The sequence below is a fragment of the Microbulbifer sp. HZ11 genome (assembly GCF_000708675.1).
Lineage (GTDB): Bacteria > Pseudomonadota > Gammaproteobacteria > Pseudomonadales > Cellvibrionaceae > Microbulbifer.
In genome coordinates this window covers 446541-466986 of record NZ_JELR01000002.1, presented here as the reverse complement: position 1 = coordinate 466986, position 20446 = coordinate 446541, and the positions used below count along the sequence as shown (strand labels likewise).

Genomic DNA, 20446 nt, shown 5'->3' with positions numbered 1-20446 from the left:
GAGCCAGCATGACAGCCGTTCTCCGCAACCTTCCCGGTCGCGCACTGCGCGTTTTTTCCGCCTCTCTCCTGGCACTCTCGGTGACTGCCTGTGGCGGAGGGGGTGGTGGTTCCGATCGCGGCGACTCCGCCGGCACCAATACCGGTGGTGGAGTGCCCATTGCCCCGGCTCCCGTGCAACTGACCTTGGCCGGTGACAGCAGCGCCAGCCAGGGTGACAGTGTCGGTGTGGTGGCGAGCCTGAGCGAGCAGGGTTACAACCGCTTTGAGTGGGAGCAGCTGTCCGGCCCCGATGTCATGCCGCTGGCGGGTAACGGGACCGCTGGTATCAGTTTTGATGCCGTGTTCAGCGGTGAGTACAGTTTTCGCCTGACGGCATCCAACCCCGAAGGCGACAGCCTGCAGGACACCTTCAATATTTCTGTGGCGCCCAGTAGTGCCAGCACCCGGGTGCAGTTCCGCGCGGATCGCGCGGTGAGTGAGGGCGCAGAGTTCTCGCTGCGTCTGAATGCCAGTCATGTCAGCGGTAGTGTCGAGTCCTGGCACTTCGAGCAGCTCGCCGGCCCACAAGCGGATCTGGTGGAAGACGACTCCGGTCAGCCGGTAGTGTTTGTGACGGCGCCGCGGGTGAGCGGCGATCAGGTGATCACCCTGCGCGCCACCCTGGAGACCACCGCGGGCAGTTTCTCTGATACCGCCTATGTGGTGGTGCAGGACCGCCCGGAAGCGAACAGTGACTACTTCTGCGATGGCGACGGTGAATACTGTGCCAAATCAGTGCCGCTCAATCCGGTGTACAGCTACCGCGCCGATAGTCCCTACCGCGACGTGCTGAAAGACTGTGTCTATTCCAACCAGTTGAACGACAGCAATCTGTGTACCCTGCGCACACTGCCGCCGATCGGCCTGATCAGCAGCGCGCCCACGGTGGACCAGATCATGGATCATGTGCTGGTGTCCCACGACTGGATGGGAGAGCGTTTCGAACGCTTCCTGACCCAGCTGGACAATCACGGGGATTTCGCTCGGCTGCTGCGTTCGGTGACCGCGGTTGTGATTTCCAGCGATGTGCGGCCGTCGTTTTACTGGTCGCTTACCGGGGCCATCTATCTGGACCCGGACAGTCTGTGGCTGTCGCCGGAGGAGCGCGACGTGATCAATGAGCAGCCGGACTACCGCAGTGGTTTCAGCTCCGCGTTGAACTTCGTCACTCCCTGGCGCTACGTGAAAAATAACAATTACGTATTCACCTACTACGAGGTGAAGGATCGCCACTCCCGGGATTTCTACGAGCTGGAAGCGGATCTGGGGTCGCTGCTGTACCACGAGCTGGCCCATGCGGCGGATGCCATGTCGCCGGCGAAGCTCAACAGCGGTCTGGATCGCGACGATATTTTCTTCAATCAGGCGCAGTCCGCCAGTTTCGTCAACAAATCGGTAACGGCGGTTAACCCGATGTACTCCCCCGAGCTCTATGCACTGGCGGAGGTGCGCTATCGCGGCGCCGAGGCCAGTGACACACAGCGCGAGTACACGCCAGCGGACATTGCCGGTTTCTTTTTCCCGGACTCGGCCAATGATTTCTACAGCTACAGCTCCCCCTGGGAGGACACTGCCATGCTGTTTGAGGAAACCATGATGAGCCTGCGCTATGGCATCGAACGGGATATTGCGGTGACCAATCGCCCGGTATCACCAATGTCTGCGGATGACTATGTGGTATCCCATGGGCAGCGCGGCCGAATTGCTTCCGAGCGCATTCGCCCTCGTGCCAGCACCGCGGTGCAAGGGCTGCTGCCCGAGGCCTGGGCCGAGGCGGACGCGCATCTGAAAAGTATGCTGCCCATGGCCCTGTGCGCCGGGGAAGGGTGGGGACAGAATCTGACCCCCGCCTGCGAAGGGGAATCCGGTCTGTTGCGCTTTGCCGCACCGATGCCCAGCCAGCGTATTCCTATGCCGGTAGAGCACCCGCGGAGCTTTATCCCGCCCACCCGCTTTTAAATAAAAAGCCCGGACCATGATCCGGGCGATTTTCGATGGAAAACCTCGAAGGCGATTTCCGAAAAGCCCAAGAGTGAATCTATTATGAGAAAACTGAAACACCTGATTGTTACAGGTGCCGCGCTGCTCGCCAGCCAGGCGGCGATGGCAACGGACAAAACCACCATCTACATGGCCGGCGATTCCACCATGGCCATCAAGGAGATCAAGGACTACCCGGAAACCGGCTGGGGTGTCCCCTTTGCGGTATTTTTTGACGAAGGCATCACCGTGGACAACCGGGCCATGAACGGCCGCAGTACCCGCACCTTTATCGAGGAAGGGCGCTGGGCCAACATTATGGAAACTCTGCAGGCGGATGATTATGTGGTAATCCAGTTCGGCCACAATGATGAGTCCGAACACAAAAAAGACCGCTACACCACGCCGCAGCAGTACAAGGAAAACCTCTCCCAGTTTATCAATGACGTACGCAAGGCCGGTGCGGAACCGATTCTGATGTCACCCATTACCCGCCGCTATTTCGACGGGGAAAATACCATCAAACATACCCACCCCTATGCGCCACTGGTGCGTGAAGTGGCACAGCGTGAAAAGGTGGAGTTTATCGATATGGAAGTGGTGACCCGGGAATATTTCCAGGCCATGGGCGACCGCGACAGCGCGTTGCGCTTTATGCATATCGCCCCGGGGCTGCACCCCAATTATCCGGTGGGCGTGCGCGACGACACCCACCTGAATCAGTTGGGGGCGCGTGAAGTGGCGCAATTGGTACTGGCGGAGCTGCGCAAGCGGGAGCATCCGCTCAGCAAGCGTCTGCGAAAACCGGACCCCAAGCACCTGGCTCTAAAATACTGAAAAATGAAGTGGGTTACCCGGAAGTTCGGGTAGCCCCAGGTGGGCACCCCAGCAGGCATTCGACGCTGGGGTGTGGCTGATAGGTGGTTAGGGGCGCAAGAGATTGGACAGCCGCGCGTTGGGCTTACCCGCCTTGCGGAAGATCAGCGCGATCTTGCCGATTTCCTGCACCAGTTCGGATTTGCTCTGGGCGCACAGCTCGGTAATCAGCTCGCGGCGGACATCGCGGTCATTCACCGCCAGTTTCACCTTGATCAGCTCGTGATCTTCCAGGGCGCGATTCAGCTCTTCGAGCACCCCTTCGGTCAGCCCTTTGTCGGCTACAGTGACAATTGGTTTGAGGCTATGTCCACGAGCGCGCAAGGCTTTTTTGCGGTCAGCGTTTAAAGGCATACAATACTCCATCCTTAAATCGGGTAACCCGCGCGCGGACAACCCCAGAAATTAGCGATGTATTGTAACTGATGGGCCGATCAAAGAGCAGCCACCGCTGGCTGCGTGAACATTTTAACGACCACTACGTCAAACAATCCCAGAAAGACGGCTACCGCTCCCGTGCCTCCTACAAACTGCAGGAGCTGCAGGAAAAGGACCGCCTGATCAAGCCCGGGATGACGGTGGTGGATCTCGGCGCCGCCCCCGGAGGCTGGTCCCAGGTGGCTGCAGAACTGGTTGGCCATAAAGGCCGGGTTCTTGCATCGGACATCCTGCCCATGGACGCCCTGGCGGGCGTGGACTTCGTGCAGGGTGACTTTACCGAGGAGGCCGTGTTTGAAGAGCTGCTGGAAAAGCTCGGGGAAGAGCGCGCCGACCTTGTGATTTCCGATATGGCCCCCAATATGAGTGGTGTGCGCGCTGTCGATCAGCCGGCTTCCATGTATCTGGTGGAGCTGGCAGTGGATATGGCGCGGCAGACCCTCAAATCAGGCGGCGCTTTTGTGGCCAAGGTCTTTCAGGGCGAAGGATTTGATGAACTGATCCGCGATCTACGCAGTCAGTATCAGTCTGTGGTTACCCGCAAGCCCGGTGCATCCCGTCCCCGCTCCCGCGAGGTCTATGTTGTCGCGCGAGGCTTCAAAGGATAATCCGCACAGCGACCCACTCGCAGGCGTGAAGCGCCAGGGTCCGAGATTTGATAAAGTCCCCGATGACCGGGGCGACAGATTTACGATTTTCGCCGCCTATACTGGGTGAAATGGAATAAGTTGCCGGGCGCAGGCCAGGGCACAGGCAAGAGGGCATACCCTTTGAACGATATGGCAAAGAATCTGGTGTTGTGGTTGATCATCGCTGCGGTGCTGCTGATGGTCTTCCAGAACTTCAAGCCGCAGTCCAGGGATGAATCCCTCAGCTACTCCGACTTTGTGCAGGACGTACAGTCCGGCCAGGTCAAGAATGTACTGGTCGACGGCCTGGTCATCACCGGCGAGAAGGCCGATGGCAGCCGTTTTAAAACCATCCAGCCGCAGATTATTGACGACGAACTCACCAACGAAATGGTGCGCGGCGGCGTCAAGTTCAATGGTCGCGAGCCCGAGTCCCCCAGTATCTGGCAGCAGCTGCTGGTGGCCAGCTTCCCGATCCTGATCATCATCGCCGTGTTCATGTTCTTTATGCGCCAGATGCAGGGCGGAGCCGGCGGTCGTTCCGGCCCCATGGCCTTCGGCAAGAGCAAGGCGCGCTTACTCGGTGAAGATCAGATCAAAACCACCTTCGCCGACGTGGCCGGTGTGGATGAGGCGAAAGAAGATGTACAGGAACTGGTGGAGTTCCTGCGCGATCCATCCAAATTCCAGCGCCTGGGGGGCAATATTCCCCGCGGCGTACTGATGGCGGGCCCTCCCGGCACCGGTAAAACCCTGCTGGCCAAAGCCATCGCCGGCGAAGCCAAAGTGCCATTTTTCTCCATCTCCGGTTCGGACTTTGTGGAAATGTTCGTGGGTGTGGGTGCCTCCCGAGTGCGCGACATGTTCGAACAGGCCAAGAAACAGGCCCCGTGCATCATCTTTATCGATGAAATCGACGCTGTCGGCCGCCACCGCGGTGCCGGTATGGGCGGTGGCCACGACGAGCGCGAGCAGACCCTCAACCAGCTACTGGTAGAGATGGACGGCTTTGAAGGTAACGAGGGCGTCATCGTCATCGCGGCGACCAACCGCCCGGACGTGTTGGACAAGGCCCTGTTGCGCCCCGGCCGTTTTGACCGTCAGGTGTTTGTCGGCCTGCCGGATATCCGCGGCCGCGAGCAGATCCTCAAGGTACACATGCGCAAAGTGCCCCTGGACGAGAAAATCGATCCGCAGGTCATCGCCCGCGGTACCCCTGGCTTCTCCGGTGCGGACCTGGCCAACCTGGTGAACGAGGCCGCCCTGTTCGCCGCCCGTGCCAACCGCCGCATGGTGTCCATGGAGGAGTTCGAGCGCGCCCGCGACAAGATCATGATGGGTGCCGAGCGCAAGTCCATGGTGATGAACGAGAAGGAAAAGACCAATACCGCGTACCACGAAGCCGGTCACGCTATTATTGGCCGCCTGGTGCCGGAACATGATCCGGTGCATAAGGTCACCATCATCCCCCGCGGCCGTGCCCTTGGGGTGACCCAGTTCCTGCCGGAGGAAGACAAGTACAGCCTGAGCAAGCGCGCACTGGAATCCCAGCTGTGCTCCCTGTTCGGCGGCCGTATCGCGGAAGAAATGACCCTGGGTGTCGACGGTGTCACCACCGGCGCTTCCAACGATATCGAACGCGCTACCGACATCGCCCGCAATATGGTCACCAAGTGGGGCCTGTCCGAGAAGCTCGGCCCGCTCCACTATGGTGAAGACGAGACCGGTCAGCCCGGCCACGGCAACCCGATCTCCGGCAAGACCTCCAACGAGATCGACGAGGAAGTGCGCCGCATCATCGATACCTGCTACGAGCGTGCGGAAAAACTGCTCGAAGAGAACCGCGATATTCTCGAAGCGATGAAAGACGCGCTGATGGAATACGAGACTCTGGATGCCGAGCAGGTGGACGACCTGATGGCGCGCCGGAAAGTGCGTCCGCCCAAGGACTGGCACGACAACGACTATACCGGCGGCGGTACACCGGAAGAGGTGGAGCCGAAAGACGAAACCCAAGGTGGCTCGAAAGACGGAGAAAGCCCGGTAGGCGGCCCGGTCAACGACCACTGACCCCATCTTGAACTTGTGCGGCGCACGCCTATAGTGTGCCGCTTCCAAGCGGGCCTGCTGTTGCCAGTAGGCCCGCTTTGTTTATTCCCGCTGCCCCCAATTCCTGTTGAGCCGGGGCTAAGTGATATGAATGCTATGAAGCTCGTCTGTGGCCAGCATACTCTGGACCTTTCCCGCCCCCAGATCATGGGGATTCTCAACACCACCCCCGATTCATTCTCCGATGGCGGAAGCTATTACGGCGACAGCGGGCTGGATCTCGACCTGGTATTACAGCGCGCAGAACAGATGGTGCGCGACGGCGCAGCAATCCTGGATATCGGCGGTGAGTCCACCCGACCCGGTGCGGCGCCGGTTTCCGAAGCGGAAGAACTGGAGCGGGTGGTGCCGGTTGTGGAGGCCATCGCATCCCGCCTGGATGTAGTGATCTCCGTCGACACCAGCACCGCCTCGGTGATGCGGGATTCCGCATCCGCCGGTGCCGGTATTATCAATGATGTGCGAGCGCTTACTCGTCCCGGTGCTCTGGATGCCGCCGCTGCCACGGGATTGCCCGTATGCCTGATGCATATGCAGGGACAGCCGGGCACCATGCAGGCTAACCCCGAGTACCGTGATGTTGTATGCGAAGTACGCGCTTACCTCGATGAGCGCTTGCGGGCCTGTGAACAGGCCGGCATTGCGCGGGAGAAAATCCTCTACGACCCGGGCTTCGGTTTCGGCAAGAATGACGAGCACAATCTCGCGCTGCTGCGGCATCTGCCGGAGCTGGCTCCGCAAGGGGTACCCATTCTGGTGGGCATGTCGCGCAAATCCATGATTGGTCGCCTGCTCGGGCGTGAAGTGGATGAGCGCCTGCCCGGCAGCCTGGCGTTGGCCATGCTGTCTGCCCAGCGCGGTGCCGCCATAATCCGCGTGCACGACGTCGCGGCCACTGCCGATGTGCTGAAATTACAACAGCTAGTCGACACCGCCCTATAGGAGTAGGAGCCTGCCCTGCAAGCCGGTGTCTCAGAGCGCAGCAACCCAGACCAAAATTAGCGATTAGAGAAAGAGAAGTAAGATTACGATGACCAGAAAATATTTCGGCACAGACGGCATCCGCGGCCTGGTCGGCGAAGGCGCCATCACCCCAGACTTTATGCTGCGCCTCGGCTACGCCGCCGGCAAAGTGCTCGGTGCCAACCCGAAAGGCAAAGGCCGCAGTCGTATCCTGATCGGCAAGGACACCCGCGTATCCGGCTACATGTTTGAAGCCGCTCTGGAAGCGGGGCTCATCAACGCCGGTGTCGACGTGGGCCTGTTGGGCCCCATGCCCACCCCCGCTATCGCCTATCTCACCCGCACCTTTCACGCCCAGGCGGGAATCGTGATCAGTGCCTCCCACAATCCCTATCAAGATAACGGCATCAAGTTCTTCAGCGCCGATGGCAGCAAACTGCCGGATGACGTCGAGGCGCAGATTGAAGCCGCTCTGGACCTGCCCATGGAAACCGCCACGGACCTGGGCAAGGCCTGGCGTATCGATGACGCCGTGGGCCGCTATATCGAGTTCTGTAAAGCCAGCACCCCCTGGGCCTATTCTCTGCAGGGCCTGAACATCGTGCTGGATTGCGCCAACGGCGCCACCTACCACATCGCGCCCAAGGTATTCCGCGAGCTGGGTGCCGAAGTACACGCCATCGGAGTACAGCCGGACGGTCTCAATATCAATCTGGAGTGCGGTTCCACCAAGCCGGAACAGCTGCAGAAAGCCGTGGTCGAACGCGGCGCTGACCTGGGTATCGCCTTTGACGGTGACGGCGACCGGGTGATGTTTGTGGATAAAGACGGCAATCTGGTGGATGGGGATCAGCTGCTGTTCCTGATCGCTATCCATCGTCAGCAGTTCCTCGGCGGCTGTACCGGCGTGGTGGGCACTCAGATGAGCAACTTCGGCTTCGAGCTGGCCCTCAAGGAACGCAAAATTCCCTTCGCCCGCGCCAAGGTCGGCGACCGCTATGTGCTGGAACTGATGCACAAAAACGATTGGACCCTGGGTGGCGAATCCTCCGGGCATATCGTCTGTACCGACGTCACTACCACCGGCGATGGCATCATCTCTGCATTGCAGGTATTGCGCGCAGTCAGCGATTTTGGGGAATCTCTCGATCAGCTCACCCGCAGAATGGAAATGCTGCCGCAACATATGATCAATGTACGCCTCGCCAGCCGCGACGGCGTGCTGGAGCACGGTGATGTAAAGGCTGCGGTGACCCAGGCGGAATCCACCCTCGCCGACACCGGCCGGGTACTGTTGCGCCCATCCGGGACTGAGCCGCTGATACGGGTCATGGTTGAGGGTAAGGACCCGTCGCTCGTTCAACAGCTGGCGGGTGACATCGCCCAGGTGGTCGAACGGGTCGGTAACGCCTGATTGCACCAACGCCGGCACCGCCAACCGGAAGCCATTGAAAAGCAATGGAAAAACCAATAAATATCCGGAATCGCTGGTTGTATGTTACCGGCAATACCGCTAAGATTTGCGCCCCTTGGAGGAGCACCCATGCGTAAAACCCTGGTCGCTGCCAACTGGAAAATGCACGGCACCAAAGCATTTGCCGAGCAGCTGTTGGCGGAGTTGAATAGCGGACTCGAGTCTGGCAGCTGCTCCTCTCAGGTAGTGATCTGTCCGCCGTTCCCATATCTGGGTGTGGTTGCAGACAAGATCGGGCAGGCACAGCTGGGGGCACAGAATCTCAGCGAGCAGCCTTCCGGCGCATTCACCGGAGAAGTTTCCGCGGAGATGCTGAAGGACTGCGGCGCGCACTACGTCATCGTAGGGCACTCGGAGCGCCGAAGCCTGTACGGCGAAAGCAGCCAGCTGGTTGCGGCCAAGTTTGCCGCCGCCAAATCGGCCGGCCTGATTCCAATGCTGTGTGTGGGCGAGTCCCTCGAGCAGCGCGAATCCGGCAACACCCTGGAAGTGGTTGCCAAACAGATTCAGGCGGTTGTTGCACTGGGTCTGGAAGATTGCTGGGAAAGCGCGGTTATCGCCTACGAGCCCGTATGGGCCATCGGCACCGGCAAGACCGCCACCCCGGAACAGGCGCAGGAAGTGCACCAGTTTATCCGCCAGCAGCTGGGCGAAGACGGTGACAAGGTTCAGATCCTCTACGGCGGCAGCGTAAAAGCCGGCAACGCCGCAGAATTGTTTGCCAAGCCCGATATCGACGGTGCACTGGTAGGCGGAGCCTCACTGAAGGCCGAAGAGTTTATACAGATTTGCCGCGCCGCCGACTGAGCGCAGCAAGAAATTTTTGAGCAAGGGCCCGAGCCCAACAGCAGGTTTTCTGGACAATGGAAAAACTGGTATTAATCGTACACATCCTTACCGCTCTGGCCATCATTGGCCTGATCCTGATTCAGCAGGGTAAGGGTGCAGAAGCCGGCGCCTCTTTCGGTGCGGGTGCTTCCCAGACCGTATTCGGCAGCCAGGGCAGCGGAAATTTCTTTTCCCGCTTGACTGCAATTATGGCGACGGTATTCTTCGTCACCAGCTTCGGCCTGGCCTACCTCGCCAGCAACAACGAAGCACCGGAAGTTGACGGTATCCCACAGGTACCCGCAGCGATTGAATCCCGCGAACAGCAGGACGAAATCCCCGCAGTGATCGAGAGCGACATCCCTGAAGTTCAGGACGAAGCCCCGGCCACTGACGACCTGCCCTCCGCAGAAGAAGCCCCCCAGGCCGAACTGCCGGAAGCAGGAACTGAGGAACAGCCTCAGTAAGCCGAAAGGCGAAATCAAAAACTGCTAAGTTTTTGCCCAGGTGGTGGAATTGGTAGACACGCTATCTTGAGGGGGTAGTGAGCTATGCTCGTGCGGGTTCAAGTCCCGCCCTGGGCACCACATTGAAAGCCGGACTTTTCATGGGTTCGGTATCCTTCCGAAAGCCCCGCATTGCGGGGCTTTTTCGTATTTACAAGTTGTTGGCTAGGCTCTGTGCTTCAGGCTGGGCGGTTTAAAGCTTTATCCTACCGCTATATATTAGCTTTGGCTTATCGAAAGGGGTGAAGTTCGTCCGCCCCTAATGCCTGAGTATTTCTAGTTCCAGCACTCTACATGGGGCGTGAAATTGTGGCCGAAATGAAAGTTCGCGGGGAAAAGCTCTGAATTCTTCTGTCCACCCCACCCTCGTAGGCCGTTAATGGAAAGTCAAAAAAAATGAGATTGAGCAGTGGTTACGCAATGGCGGAGCAAGTGACACGAGGGGCGACAATGGCAAAAAATCATAAGCCGCTAGCCCGGTTCGGGTTTCGTTTCGAGCGGGGAGGAGTACACAGCGCCCGAACCATGATGCTCGACGAGCTGGCAGCGCTCCTTAGCTATGTCGACCGCAAAGATGCCCCGAAAGGCGACTACCTGCGAGCTGTCGAAGAGGACAACTGCCTCGCCAAACGCTCTGGAAAAACCCGTAGGTTGACCTACCGTCACCTGGCGGAGCTCTATTCTCTGGATACCGCCCACATCCTGTTTCGCTCCCTCCTGCATTTTTGGAAGCGAGATGAAGCGGGGCGACCACTGCTGGCCGCGCTGTGCGCCTATGCTCGTGACTCCATCTTTCGCTCCACGGCACCCTTTATCTTGAAATGTCCCGAAGGGACAGTGATTAACAGGGAGTTCCTGGAAGAATTTATCGATAGCCAGGAACCTGGCCGCTTCAGCAAGGCAACCCTGAAATCGACGGCGCAGAACATCAACTCAAGCTGGACCAAGTCTGGCCACTTGAACGGTAAGGTGAAAAAAATTCGCGCCCATCCCACACCAACCTCGGGGAGTGTTTCATACGCACTTTTGCTCGGATACCTGACCGGAGCCAGAGGGCAGGAACTCTTTCGCACCGAATATATAAAACTGCTCGACTGCCCACGCGATAAAGCCATCGAGCTCGCGGAGGGCGCCTCACGCAAAGGCTGGATAACCTTCAAGCGGGTAGGGGATGTGATCGAGGTGCTTTTCCCCGGCCTTATCAACCAGCAGGAACAGGAGTGGCTGCGTGAGCAGGGTTAAACGGTTAGTACATTCCTACAGCAGGCATATATCCATCCCCTGGCGGGACGATGCGGCTGCCGCACAGCGCGTCATTTTATGCGTGTACAACGAGAACGAGGAGCGCTGGCTCCGGGCCCGGGTCGATGAGTTTGAAATTGTCACCAAACAGGCCGGCCATGACTGGGCGCTGTTCGATTTGACCAACACCTTTGCGGCCTGGCTCAGTAGCCAGCGCTATGCCAAGAGCTACTTCCAGAAGCCGCATTTACTCGCCACTGTGCTGCCCAAGTATCTTGATTACATCGTGGACGAATTCGAGCGCTTTCTGGACAGCCGCAATATTGATGAGAACGCCGTGGTGGCAATCCAGGGCGTTGGGTCACTGTTCGGCTTCCTCAAGGTGAAGGATGTGGTCGACAAGCTTGCCCCTCGGGTACCCGGGCGGTTGCTGGTGTTTTTCCCTGGAAGCTACGAAAACAACAACTACCGACTGCTGGACGGTTACGACGGGTGGAACTATCTCGCCATGCCCATCACGGCGGATAAGGATTACTGAATAAGAGGTTGTTAATGAAGAATCGTGACATTTATCAGAAGGATCCAACCACCCGGAAGCTGGTCAACGAAGGGGTGGCAAGCGTCAACGACGAAACCACCAGCCATGCCCTGGCGGTTCTTCGTTACGAACTGGAAACGTTCGTTTGCGATGGTCAGTACGAAAAAGGGATGTCACACATCCTCGAAACCTACCTCAAGAATATCGACCAGGCCCAGCAGCCGGCAGTGTGGGTGAGTGGGTTCTATGGGTCCGGTAAATCCCACCTCGTCAAAATGCTGCGGGCACTGTGGGTGGATACCGTCTTCGAAGACGGAGCCACGGCCCGGGGAATCGCCAAATTGCCCCAGGGCATCAGCGACCACCTGAGAGAACTCAGCACTCAAGCCAAGCGTCATGGCGGCCTGCATGCCGCTTCCGGCACCCTGGGTTCCGGTGCCAGCGGCAGCGTGCGCCTCGCCCTTCTCAGAATTCTGTTTAAGTCTGTGGACCTGCCGGAGCAGTACCCGGTTGCCCGCTTCGTCATGTGGCTCAGGCACGAGGGCATCTATGACCAGGTGCGCAATCAGGTGGAAGCCAACGGCTTCGACTGGAATGAAGAGCTGGATAATTTCTACGTAGCTGAGGGTCTGCACGATGCCCTGGTACAGGCCAAGCCAGCCCTGTTTACCACACCAGCGTCTTGCGTCGAAACCCTGAACAACCTGTATCCGTACGTTCAAGACATCTCCAGTGACGATATGCTCAAGGCCATTCGCCAGGCTTTGACACAAGAGGGCAAATTCCCGCTGACGTTGGTCGTTCTGGACGAAGTTCAGCAGTTCATTGGCGAGGACAGCCAGCGCTCCATCGCCGTACAGGAAGTGGTGGAAGCATGCTGCAAGAACTTTGCTGGCAAGCTTCTGTTCATTGGTACCGGTCAGACCGCCGTTACCGGCACCAGTAACCTGAAAAAGCTCGAGGGCCGTTTCACGATCCGCGTTGAGCTCTCGGACGCCGATGTGGATGCCGTGATCCGCCAAGTCATCCTGGCCAAGAAGCCGGAAGCCAAGTCCCCCATTGAGCAGATCATGCAAACCAACCTGGGGGAAATCTCCAGGCACTTGACCGGGACCACCCTCGGCCACCGTCAGGATGACTTGCCCTACTTCCCGCAGGACTACCCCATCTTGCCGGTTCGCAGACGTTTCTGGGAGAACACCCTTCGCGTGCTGGATCAAACGGGCACCGACAGCCAGTTGCGCAACCAGCTCAGCATGGTGCACAAGGTCATTCAGACCAACCTTGAGGATCCGCTGGGTTATGTAGTGCCAGGGGATTACCTGTACTTCGATTCCGCCGACAAACTACTCCAGTCGCGCATTCTGCCCCGCAAGGTTCATGAAAAAACCATGAGCTGGATCAAGGGCTCGGACGACGAACGCCTGATGGCTCGTGCCTGTGGCCTGGTGTTCCTGATCAACAAGCTGGGCGGTCAGAACAACGAAGTCGGCATTCGTGCCACGGTGGATTCCCTGGCGGACTTGCTTGTCGAGGACCTGTCCAGCGGGAGTAGCAGCCTGCGCAGCAAACTTCCGGGATTGCTGGATCGCTGCGAGCTGCTGATGAAAGTCGGCGATGAGTACCGCATCCAGACCGAAGAGAGCGCCGCCTGGACGGATGAATTTCTCAGCCAACGCGCGGCCCTATCCAGCGAGGCGCATCGCATCCATGCCGAGCGCGATGACCGTATCCGCCGCACCTTTGGCGAGGCGGCCCGTAAACTGTCGCTGGTTCAGGGCGATGCAAAAGTCACCCGCGATATCTACCCGGTATTCGACGCACAGTTGCCAGACGATGCCGGCCAACGCATTTGCGTCTGGGTTCGGGATGGGTGGAGCGGCGACGAGAACTCCGTACGCGCCGATGCCCGGCAAGCCGGTAATCAATCGCCCACCGTATTCGTGTTCATCCCCAAGCGCTCTGCGGATGACCTGCGGCACCATTTGATCGACTACAAGGCCGCCAGTGCCACCCTGGACAAGCGAGGCGTGCCCAACACCCCGGAGGGCACAGAGGCACGGGCTGCCATGGAAACCACCAAGCAGACTGCTGAGGGCAAGATCCGGGAATTACTAAACGAAGCCTTCTCCGGAGCCCGTGTTTTCCAGGGGGGCGGTAACGAGATTCTGGGCAACGATCTCCAGGAAATGATCCTGGAAGCCGCCAACAACGCCCTGCAACGGCTTTACCCTCACTTCCATACCGCTGACCATGCCGGCTGGTCCAAGGTTTACGAAAAGGCCCAGAAAGGTGCCCCAGACGCCCTCAAGGCCGTGGGAGATGATGGCGAGCCGGCCAAGAACCCAGTGTGCAAAGCCATTCTGGCAGCCATTGCCGGCGGCAAAAAAGGCGTGGATATTCGCACCCATTTTGAGTCCTCTCCCTATGGCTGGTCCCGCGACGCCGTGGACGGTGGCCTTCAGGCCCTGTTGGTGGCTGGCCTTATCCGCGCCCAGGACGAACGCGGCCAACCTCTTGAACCGTCCAGCCTGGAGCGCAAGAGCATTGGCAAAACCCTGTTCAAAGTAGAGTCCGCCACCGTCACTACCCCCCAGCGTATCCAGATCCGTAAGCTGCTGCAGAAGGTGGGCTTGTCCGCCAAGCAGGGTGAGGAGCTGGCGTATGTGCCTCAATTCCTGCAGAAGCTTTCCGGTCTGGCTGACGAGGCCGGCGGAGAAGCGCCCAAACCGGAGCGCCCGGACACCAGCTTTCTTGACGATATTCGCCTCACCGCCGGCAATGAGCAATTGGTGGCGCTCTATAACCGACGCGAAGAGCTGGTCTCCAGCATCGAGGCCTGGGAGCACCTCTCGGAGCGCATTCACCAGCGCTGGCCCAACTGGGTGATATTGAAGCGATTGATGTCCCACGCAGGCGGGCTCGACGATGCCGATGTCTTCCGGGCTCAGGTGGAAACCATTGAACAGCAGCGACAGTTGCTGACCGACCCCGACCCGGTGGCCCCGCTGATTACCAGCCTGACACAGGCGCTCCGGGATGTACTGAATCGACTGGACCAGGATTACCAGAAACGCCACGAGCAAGGCATGGCTCGCCTGGCCGATGACAGCAACTGGCAGCAACTGGAGCCCGAACAGCGAAACCAGCTGTTGGCAGACCAGCGCCTGACCCTGGCGGATCAGCCCGAGGTCGCGGTTCAATCCACCCAAGAGGTGTTGAACACGCTGGATCAGTGCGCTCTGGCCATGTTTGCTGATCGCGTCGCCGCACTTCCCAGCCGCTTTGACAATGTGGCCGTGGCGGCAGCCGAGCTGTGCGAGCCGGAGATCCAGTTTATCCATGTGCCCCGCCGCACGCTGAAGTCTGACGAAGACATCGATGCCTGGGCCGAGGAAGTGAAGCAACAACTCAAGGCAGCGCTGCCAGACGGGCCCATTTCAGTCAAATAAAGAGCCCGTCAAATAAAGAGCCAGTCAAATAAGGGGAATGACTTCATCCATGAGGACTGCCGCTAACATAGAGTCCCTGCTTCCGGAGCTGGAGCACTGCATAGCCGACGACCTGGAAGACCAGGACCTCGACTTCAAGCAGTGGGACACGCAAAGCCGCGACAAAGCGGTGAGAACCGTGGTCCAGATGGCCGTATGCATGGCCAATGGCGGCGGCGGTACCGTGGTGTTTGGGGTGGCCGACCGGTCCCAGGGGCGTGGGAGCGCCATTATCGGCGTTCCGCCGGAAATCGACATCAACCTGCTGAAAAAGGCGGTTTACGACCAGACGGATCCGAAAATAACCCCGGTATTCGAAGAGCTGGCCGTACCGGAAGGCACCGGTCGCCTGCTGCTTATGCAGATCTACCCCGGTATGCCGCCCTACACCGACAGCGCTGGCCGGGGCACCATCCGTGTAGGCAAGGATTGCCAGCCGCTCACTGGCACCTTGCGTCGCAAAATCGGCGTGGAAACGGGCGAGACCGATTACACTGGCGAAGCCGTCTCCCCCGTGGACAACCAGTTACTATCCGCCACCGCCCTCGAGTCCCTACGCAATCAGGCCCGCAAGGAGCGGGCGCCGGAGGACCTGCTACGCCTGACCGATGTCGAGCTGCTGTCCACCTTGGGCCTGATCAAACACGGCAAACTGACTCGCGCGGCGCTGTTGCTGGCCGGTACCGAAGCCGCCATCCGGGAACACCTCCCCGGCCACAACTGGACCTTCCTGCAAATGACTTCGGATACCGAGTACGGCATCCGTGAGGATCGGGTGAGTGCCTTGCCATTGTCCGTTCAGCGCATTGAAGAACTGCTGGTCCCCTTCAACCCCATCACCACCTATCAGCAGGGCCTGTTCCACTACGAATACCGCACCTGGCCGGAAATCGCCGTGCGCGAGGCGTTGATGAACGCCTTCTGCCATGCGGATCTGCGCATCGCCGGGCCGGTGATGGTCAAGCTTTACCCGGACCGGCTGGAAATCAGCAACAACGGGGGCTTCATTGCCGGCATTACTCCCAACAATATCCTCCATCACCAGCCCGCCGCCCGAAATCCGCTGCTGGTGGAGGCGCTGACTCGCTTACGCCTGGTCAACCGCAGCAACCTGGGAATAAACCGCATGTTTTCCGCCTTGCTCATTGAGGGCAAGGAACCACCGCAGATCCGCGAGATCGGCGAATCCGTGCTGGTGAGTTTCCCCAAGCGGGACCTGAATGCCGCCTTCCGTCTGTTCGTGGCCGAGGAGAGCGAGCATGGCCGCAACCTGGGCGTGGACGAGCTTCTGCTGCTGCAATACCTACTGCAGCACCCGGAGTTGGATACCGGCGCCGCCTCCGCCCTGTGCCAGCGCAGCGAGTCGGAAATCCGCGAGCGGCTCTCGGCCATGGAGTCAGCCGGCTACATCGAGCATGGCGGCACTGGCCGGGGGGCCTATTGGTGCGTTCACCCGGACCTCTATAACCGTCTGGCCGAAGACGGCCAAGGCGAGGCCCGCCGCCGCATCGACTGGGAGGCCGCCAAAACCCGCGTGCTCAGCATCTTGATGGAGCGCGCACGCCGCAACGAGCCGGGCCTGAGCAACAAGGAGATCCGGCAAATCACGCGCTTTGACCGCAACCAGGCCCGGCGCCTGATGCAGGAGCTGATGCAGGAGAACACCGGCCTCCAGCAGGTGGGTGAGCGGCGCTGGGCGCGCTATGAGTACAGCAATGCGCGCCAGCATTGAAATGCGCATAGGTAAAAATCTATGCGCAAGCTATGCGATTATTGGTAAAATTGCGCATATCAAGTCGCACCGATGCGACAGGAAAAAGTGCTCTCACGGTACCAACGCCGTAGCCGTGGCATCACTTTCAGGATTGGGGAAGTAAAAGAACATGCAGCCACTCGACAAGACTCTGAGAAGCCAGTTGGAGCGCGCCGTCAAGGCCGCCCGGGACACCGCCGAAACCGGTGCCCGCGCCGCCCTGGAGCAGCTCGGCGTTGGCGACCCGGCACCGGCTTCGCACTTGAGCGAGACCGACCGGGAGCTGCGCCGCAAGCTACGCGCCCATGGCCGCCAACTGGGCGACGCCCTCAACGGCGGCGGTAACGGCGCAAAAGCCCAGACCATGGACCGCCTGGTGGAGGAGGTTGCCTACGAGCACTGGCACCGCATGCTCTTTGCCCGCTTCCTGGCCGAAAACGACCTGCTGATGTACCCGGACCCGGACGAACCAGTGGCCATCACCCTGGAAGAGTGTGAAGACCTGGCTGCCGATGAAGGCGCCGCCAACGGCTGGGAACTGGCCGCCCGCTATGCGGCCCGTATGCTGCCGCAGATTTTCCGGCTGGACTCTCCGGTCTTCCAGCTCAGCCTGCCACCGGAGCACCAACAGGCCCTGGAACGCCAGGTCGCGGGCCTGCCGCTGGAGGTGTTTACCGCCTCCGACAGCCTGGGCTGGGTTTACCAGTTCTGGCAGGCCAAAAAGAAGGAACAGGTCAACCAGTCCGAAGTGAAGATCGGCGCCCGGGAGCTCCCCGCCGTCACCCAGCTCTTCACCGAGCCCTACATGGTGAGTTTCCTGCTCGACAACTCTCTGGGCGCCTGGTGGGCGGCCCGGCAGCTGAGTGAAAGCGACCTGAAGCACGCCGAAAGCGAAGACGAACTACGCCACAAGGCAGCCATCCCTGGTGTGCCGTTGGAGTACCTGCGGTTTGTGAAACAGGAAGATGGGGCTGGTAACAAGAGATGGACACCGGCTGCCGGCACCTTCGATGCCTGGCCGGAACAACTGGCCGACCTGAAAACCCTGGACCCCTGCTGCGGCTCCGGCCACTTTCTGGTGGCCGCCTTCCTGATGCTGGTACCCATGCGCATGGAACTGGAAGGCCTGTCCCCCCGGGATGCCGTGGACGCGGTATTGCGGGAAAACCTTCACGGCCTGGAGCTGGACCAGCGCTGTGTGGAACTGGCCGCCTTTGCGCTGGCGTTGACCGCCTGGAAATACCCCGGCGCCGGCGGCTACCGGCCATTGCCGGAGCTGAATGTTGCCTGCTCTGGCTTGTCGATCAGCGCAAAGAAGGAGGAATGGTTGGCGTTGGCCGGAGACAGCAATGATCTGCGGCTTGCACTCGAAGAGCTATACAAACAATTCAAGGACGCTCCCATACTTGGCAGCCTGATCAATCCCGAAGTAAGCCTGGGCAAGGGGGCGTTGTTTGAATTGCAGTGGGAAGAAGTGGGGCCACTTCTGTCGCAAGCATTGTCTGAGCTAAAAGATGTTGAGAAAAGTGAGCTTGGCGTGGTTGCAAAGGGCACCGCTAACGCTGCCAAGATTCTTGCAGAAAAATTTCAATGGGTAATCACAAATGTTCCATTCAAGGAGTCAAAGCAGCTAGTTGAGGCAAGCCAAGATTATATTGAGAAAAACTTTGCAGCTGGAAAATCGAATTTAGCAACTGCTTTTATATTGCGGATAAAGGATATTCTTGCCTTAGGTGGAAATGCATCGGTGGTCACCCCTCACGAATGGCTGTTTCTGAAGTCATATGACAAAGTGCGTGAGCGCCTGTTGAAGGAGGCTGCTTGGAATAGTTTGATCGACCTTGGGGAGCATGCGTTTGAAAGCCCGCAGGCTGCCGGGGCCTTTGCTGCTTTAATTTCTTTCACAAAGGGCGAACCAAGGCCGGAAAATTGCTATCTCGGCATCAATGCAACCGTTCAAAAAGGAGCGTCACAAAAAAACCTGTATATCCAAAATGCGGTCGCAGAAAGATATTCTCAGAGTCAACAGCTGTCTAATCCCGATTTCAGAATTGGCCTTTTCGAGGCATCTGAAAACCCGCTACTTTCCACTATCGCGGGATCTTACGTTGGGCTTCAAAATGGCGATGCGCCTAGATACTTATATCAGTTTTGGGAGATCCTAGACCACAAGAACCAAACTACTTGGTCCTTTTTCCAGTTACCGTGTGATGTAATAAAGCTCTTCAATGGAAGGGATGGTATTGTCCGGTGGGAGGATGGAAGTGGCAGCCTTAGTTCCTCAAGCCAAGCGCGAATTCAAGGTGTTGAAGCATGGGGGAATACTGGTATTGCCGTGCGACAGACAAGAGCTCTGCCGGCTACGCTCTATTCTGGTAATATCTATGATCAATCAAGTGCTGCGATAGTTCCTTTTAAAGAGGATCATTTACCTGCCATTTGGTGTTTCTGTTCAAGCCAAGAATTTCATGATGAAGTCAGAAAAATTGATAAGAAAAAGAACGTAACTAATGCGACTCTGGTAAAGATTCCCTTTGACATCGATCGCTGGAAAAAAGTCGCCGAAACGAAATATCCCAATGGTTTACCCAAGCCCTACACCGACGATCCGACCCAATGGATCTTCCACGGCCACCCTTGCGGCTCAGTCGTTTGGGAAGAACAACAAAAGTGGACAGCCGAAGGCCCACTTCGTACGGACGACACAGTCCTGCAGGTCGCCGTTGCCCGCCTGCTCGGCTACCGCTGGCCCGCCGAACTGGATACCGACATGGAGTTGGCCGATGAGCAGCGTGAATGGGTGAAGCGCTGCGAGGCATTGCTGCCCTTCGCCGATGACGACGGCATCGTCTGTATTCCTCCGGTGCGCGGAGAAGCCTCCGCTGCCGACCGTCTGTTGAACCTGCTGGCCGCTGCCTACGGCGACGCCTGGTCTAACGATGTTCTAGCTGAACTTCTGAACAATGCCGACCACGCCGGCAAGACCCTGGAAACCTGGCTGCGCGACAAGTTCTTCACGCAACACTGCAAACTCTTCCAGCACCGCCCCTTTATCTGGCACCTCTGGGATGGCCTGCCCGACGGCTTCGCCGCCCTGGTCAACTACCACAAACTTGACCGCAAGAATCTGGAAACCCTGATCTACACCTACCTGGGCGATTGGATCAGCCGCCAGAAGCAGGACCAGTCCAGCGGTGTAGACGGCGCCGAGGAGCGCCTGGCCGCCGCTGAATCCCTGAAAAAGAAGCTGGAGCAAATCCTCGAAGGCGAAGCCCCCTACGACATATTCGTCCGCTGGAAGCCCATCGAACAACAACCCATAGGCTGGGACCCGGACCTCAACGACGGCGTCCGCCTGAATATACGCCCCTTCATGACCGTAGGCGACGTCAAAAAGAAAGGCGCCGGCATCCTGCGCGACAAACCCAACATCAAATGGACCAAAGACCGTGGCAAGGATGTTGAGTCAGCGCCCTGGTATCAAACCTTTGGTGGCGAGCGGATTAATGATCATCATCTGACCCTGGCAGAGAAACAGGTTGCGCGAGAACAAACCAACAAAGCGAAGGTAGTCTGAC

At 58.8% G+C, this 20446-nt stretch carries 14 protein-coding genes and 1 tRNA gene; 14 read left to right on the top strand and 1 reads right to left on the bottom strand.

Features of this window, described 5'->3' with window-relative positions; all coding sequences use genetic code 11:
* Positions 1 to 8: 8 nt before the first annotated feature.
* Both AU11_RS09700 and AU11_RS09695 read left to right on the top strand, forming a co-directional pair.
* On the top strand, positions 9 to 2000 hold the full coding sequence (locus AU11_RS09700; RefSeq protein ID WP_051687141.1) for a hypothetical protein: 1992 nt from the start codon (positions 9 to 11) through the stop codon (positions 1998 to 2000).
* An 84-nt stretch (positions 2001 to 2084) separates the two neighbouring features.
* A complete protein-coding gene (locus tag AU11_RS09695) occupies positions 2085 to 2858 on the top strand; it encodes a rhamnogalacturonan acetylesterase (RefSeq protein WP_051687140.1) in 774 nt (257 codons plus the stop codon).
* Positions 2859 to 2945: 87 nt separating this feature from the next.
* Here the strand turns inward: AU11_RS09695 and AU11_RS09690 are convergent, their stop codons facing one another.
* Positions 2946 to 3251: a YhbY family RNA-binding protein gene (locus AU11_RS09690; protein WP_043319037.1), complete on the bottom strand. Its 306-nt coding sequence runs from the start codon at positions 3249 to 3251 to the stop codon at positions 2946 to 2948.
* Between the two features lie 71 nt (positions 3252 to 3322).
* On the opposite strand from AU11_RS09690, the gene rlmE reads away from it, so the two are divergent.
* The 12 genes from rlmE (at position 3323) to AU11_RS09630 (ending at position 20445) form a co-directional block, all read left to right on the top strand.
* Positions 3323 to 3943, top strand: coding sequence for a 23S rRNA (uridine(2552)-2'-O)-methyltransferase RlmE (gene rlmE / locus AU11_RS09685; RefSeq protein ID WP_043319035.1), 621 nt, complete (start codon positions 3323 to 3325; stop codon positions 3941 to 3943).
* A gap of 171 nt (positions 3944 to 4114) precedes the next feature.
* Entirely contained in the window at positions 4115 to 6034 is a 1920-nt protein-coding gene (gene ftsH / locus AU11_RS09680; RefSeq protein WP_043319033.1) for an ATP-dependent zinc metalloprotease FtsH, read from the top strand.
* A gap of 135 nt (positions 6035 to 6169) precedes the next feature.
* The gene (gene folP / locus AU11_RS09675; RefSeq protein ID WP_043320344.1) at positions 6170 to 7015 is read left to right on the top strand and encodes a dihydropteroate synthase; all 846 of its coding nucleotides are present in this window, start codon (positions 6170 to 6172) and stop codon (positions 7013 to 7015) included.
* An 88-nt stretch (positions 7016 to 7103) separates the two neighbouring features.
* The gene (gene glmM / locus AU11_RS09670) at positions 7104 to 8450 is read left to right on the top strand and encodes a phosphoglucosamine mutase (protein WP_043319031.1); all 1347 of its coding nucleotides are present in this window, start codon (positions 7104 to 7106) and stop codon (positions 8448 to 8450) included.
* Positions 8451 to 8579: 129 nt separating this feature from the next.
* Positions 8580 to 9317: a triose-phosphate isomerase gene (tpiA, locus tag AU11_RS09665; RefSeq protein WP_043319029.1), complete on the top strand. Its 738-nt coding sequence runs from the start codon at positions 8580 to 8582 to the stop codon at positions 9315 to 9317.
* 56 nt (positions 9318 to 9373) lie between these two features.
* The gene (gene secG, locus AU11_RS09660; protein WP_043319027.1) at positions 9374 to 9805 is read left to right on the top strand and encodes a preprotein translocase subunit SecG; all 432 of its coding nucleotides are present in this window, start codon (positions 9374 to 9376) and stop codon (positions 9803 to 9805) included.
* A gap of 34 nt (positions 9806 to 9839) precedes the next feature.
* A tRNA-Leu gene (locus tag AU11_RS09655) sits at positions 9840 to 9925 on the top strand.
* A 339-nt stretch (positions 9926 to 10264) separates the two neighbouring features.
* Positions 10265 to 11086: a hypothetical protein gene (locus AU11_RS09650; RefSeq protein ID WP_231491808.1), complete on the top strand. Its 822-nt coding sequence runs from the start codon at positions 10265 to 10267 to the stop codon at positions 11084 to 11086.
* Entirely contained in the window at positions 11073 to 11624 is a 552-nt protein-coding gene (locus tag AU11_RS09645) for a BREX protein BrxB domain-containing protein (RefSeq protein WP_043319023.1), read from the top strand. The genes AU11_RS09650 and AU11_RS09645 overlap by 14 nt, the downstream gene beginning before the upstream one ends.
* 14 nt (positions 11625 to 11638) lie before the next feature.
* Positions 11639 to 15076, top strand: a complete 3438-nt coding sequence (gene brxC / locus AU11_RS09640; protein WP_043319021.1) for a BREX system P-loop protein BrxC — start codon at positions 11639 to 11641, stop codon at positions 15074 to 15076.
* Between the two features lie 49 nt (positions 15077 to 15125).
* Positions 15126 to 16847: an ATP-binding protein gene (locus AU11_RS09635; protein WP_043319018.1), complete on the top strand. Its 1722-nt coding sequence runs from the start codon at positions 15126 to 15128 to the stop codon at positions 16845 to 16847.
* Positions 16848 to 16998: 151 nt separating this feature from the next.
* Positions 16999 to 20445, top strand: coding sequence for an N-6 DNA methylase (locus tag AU11_RS09630; protein ID WP_043319016.1), 3447 nt, complete (start codon positions 16999 to 17001; stop codon positions 20443 to 20445).
* Position 20446 lies beyond the last annotated feature (1 nt).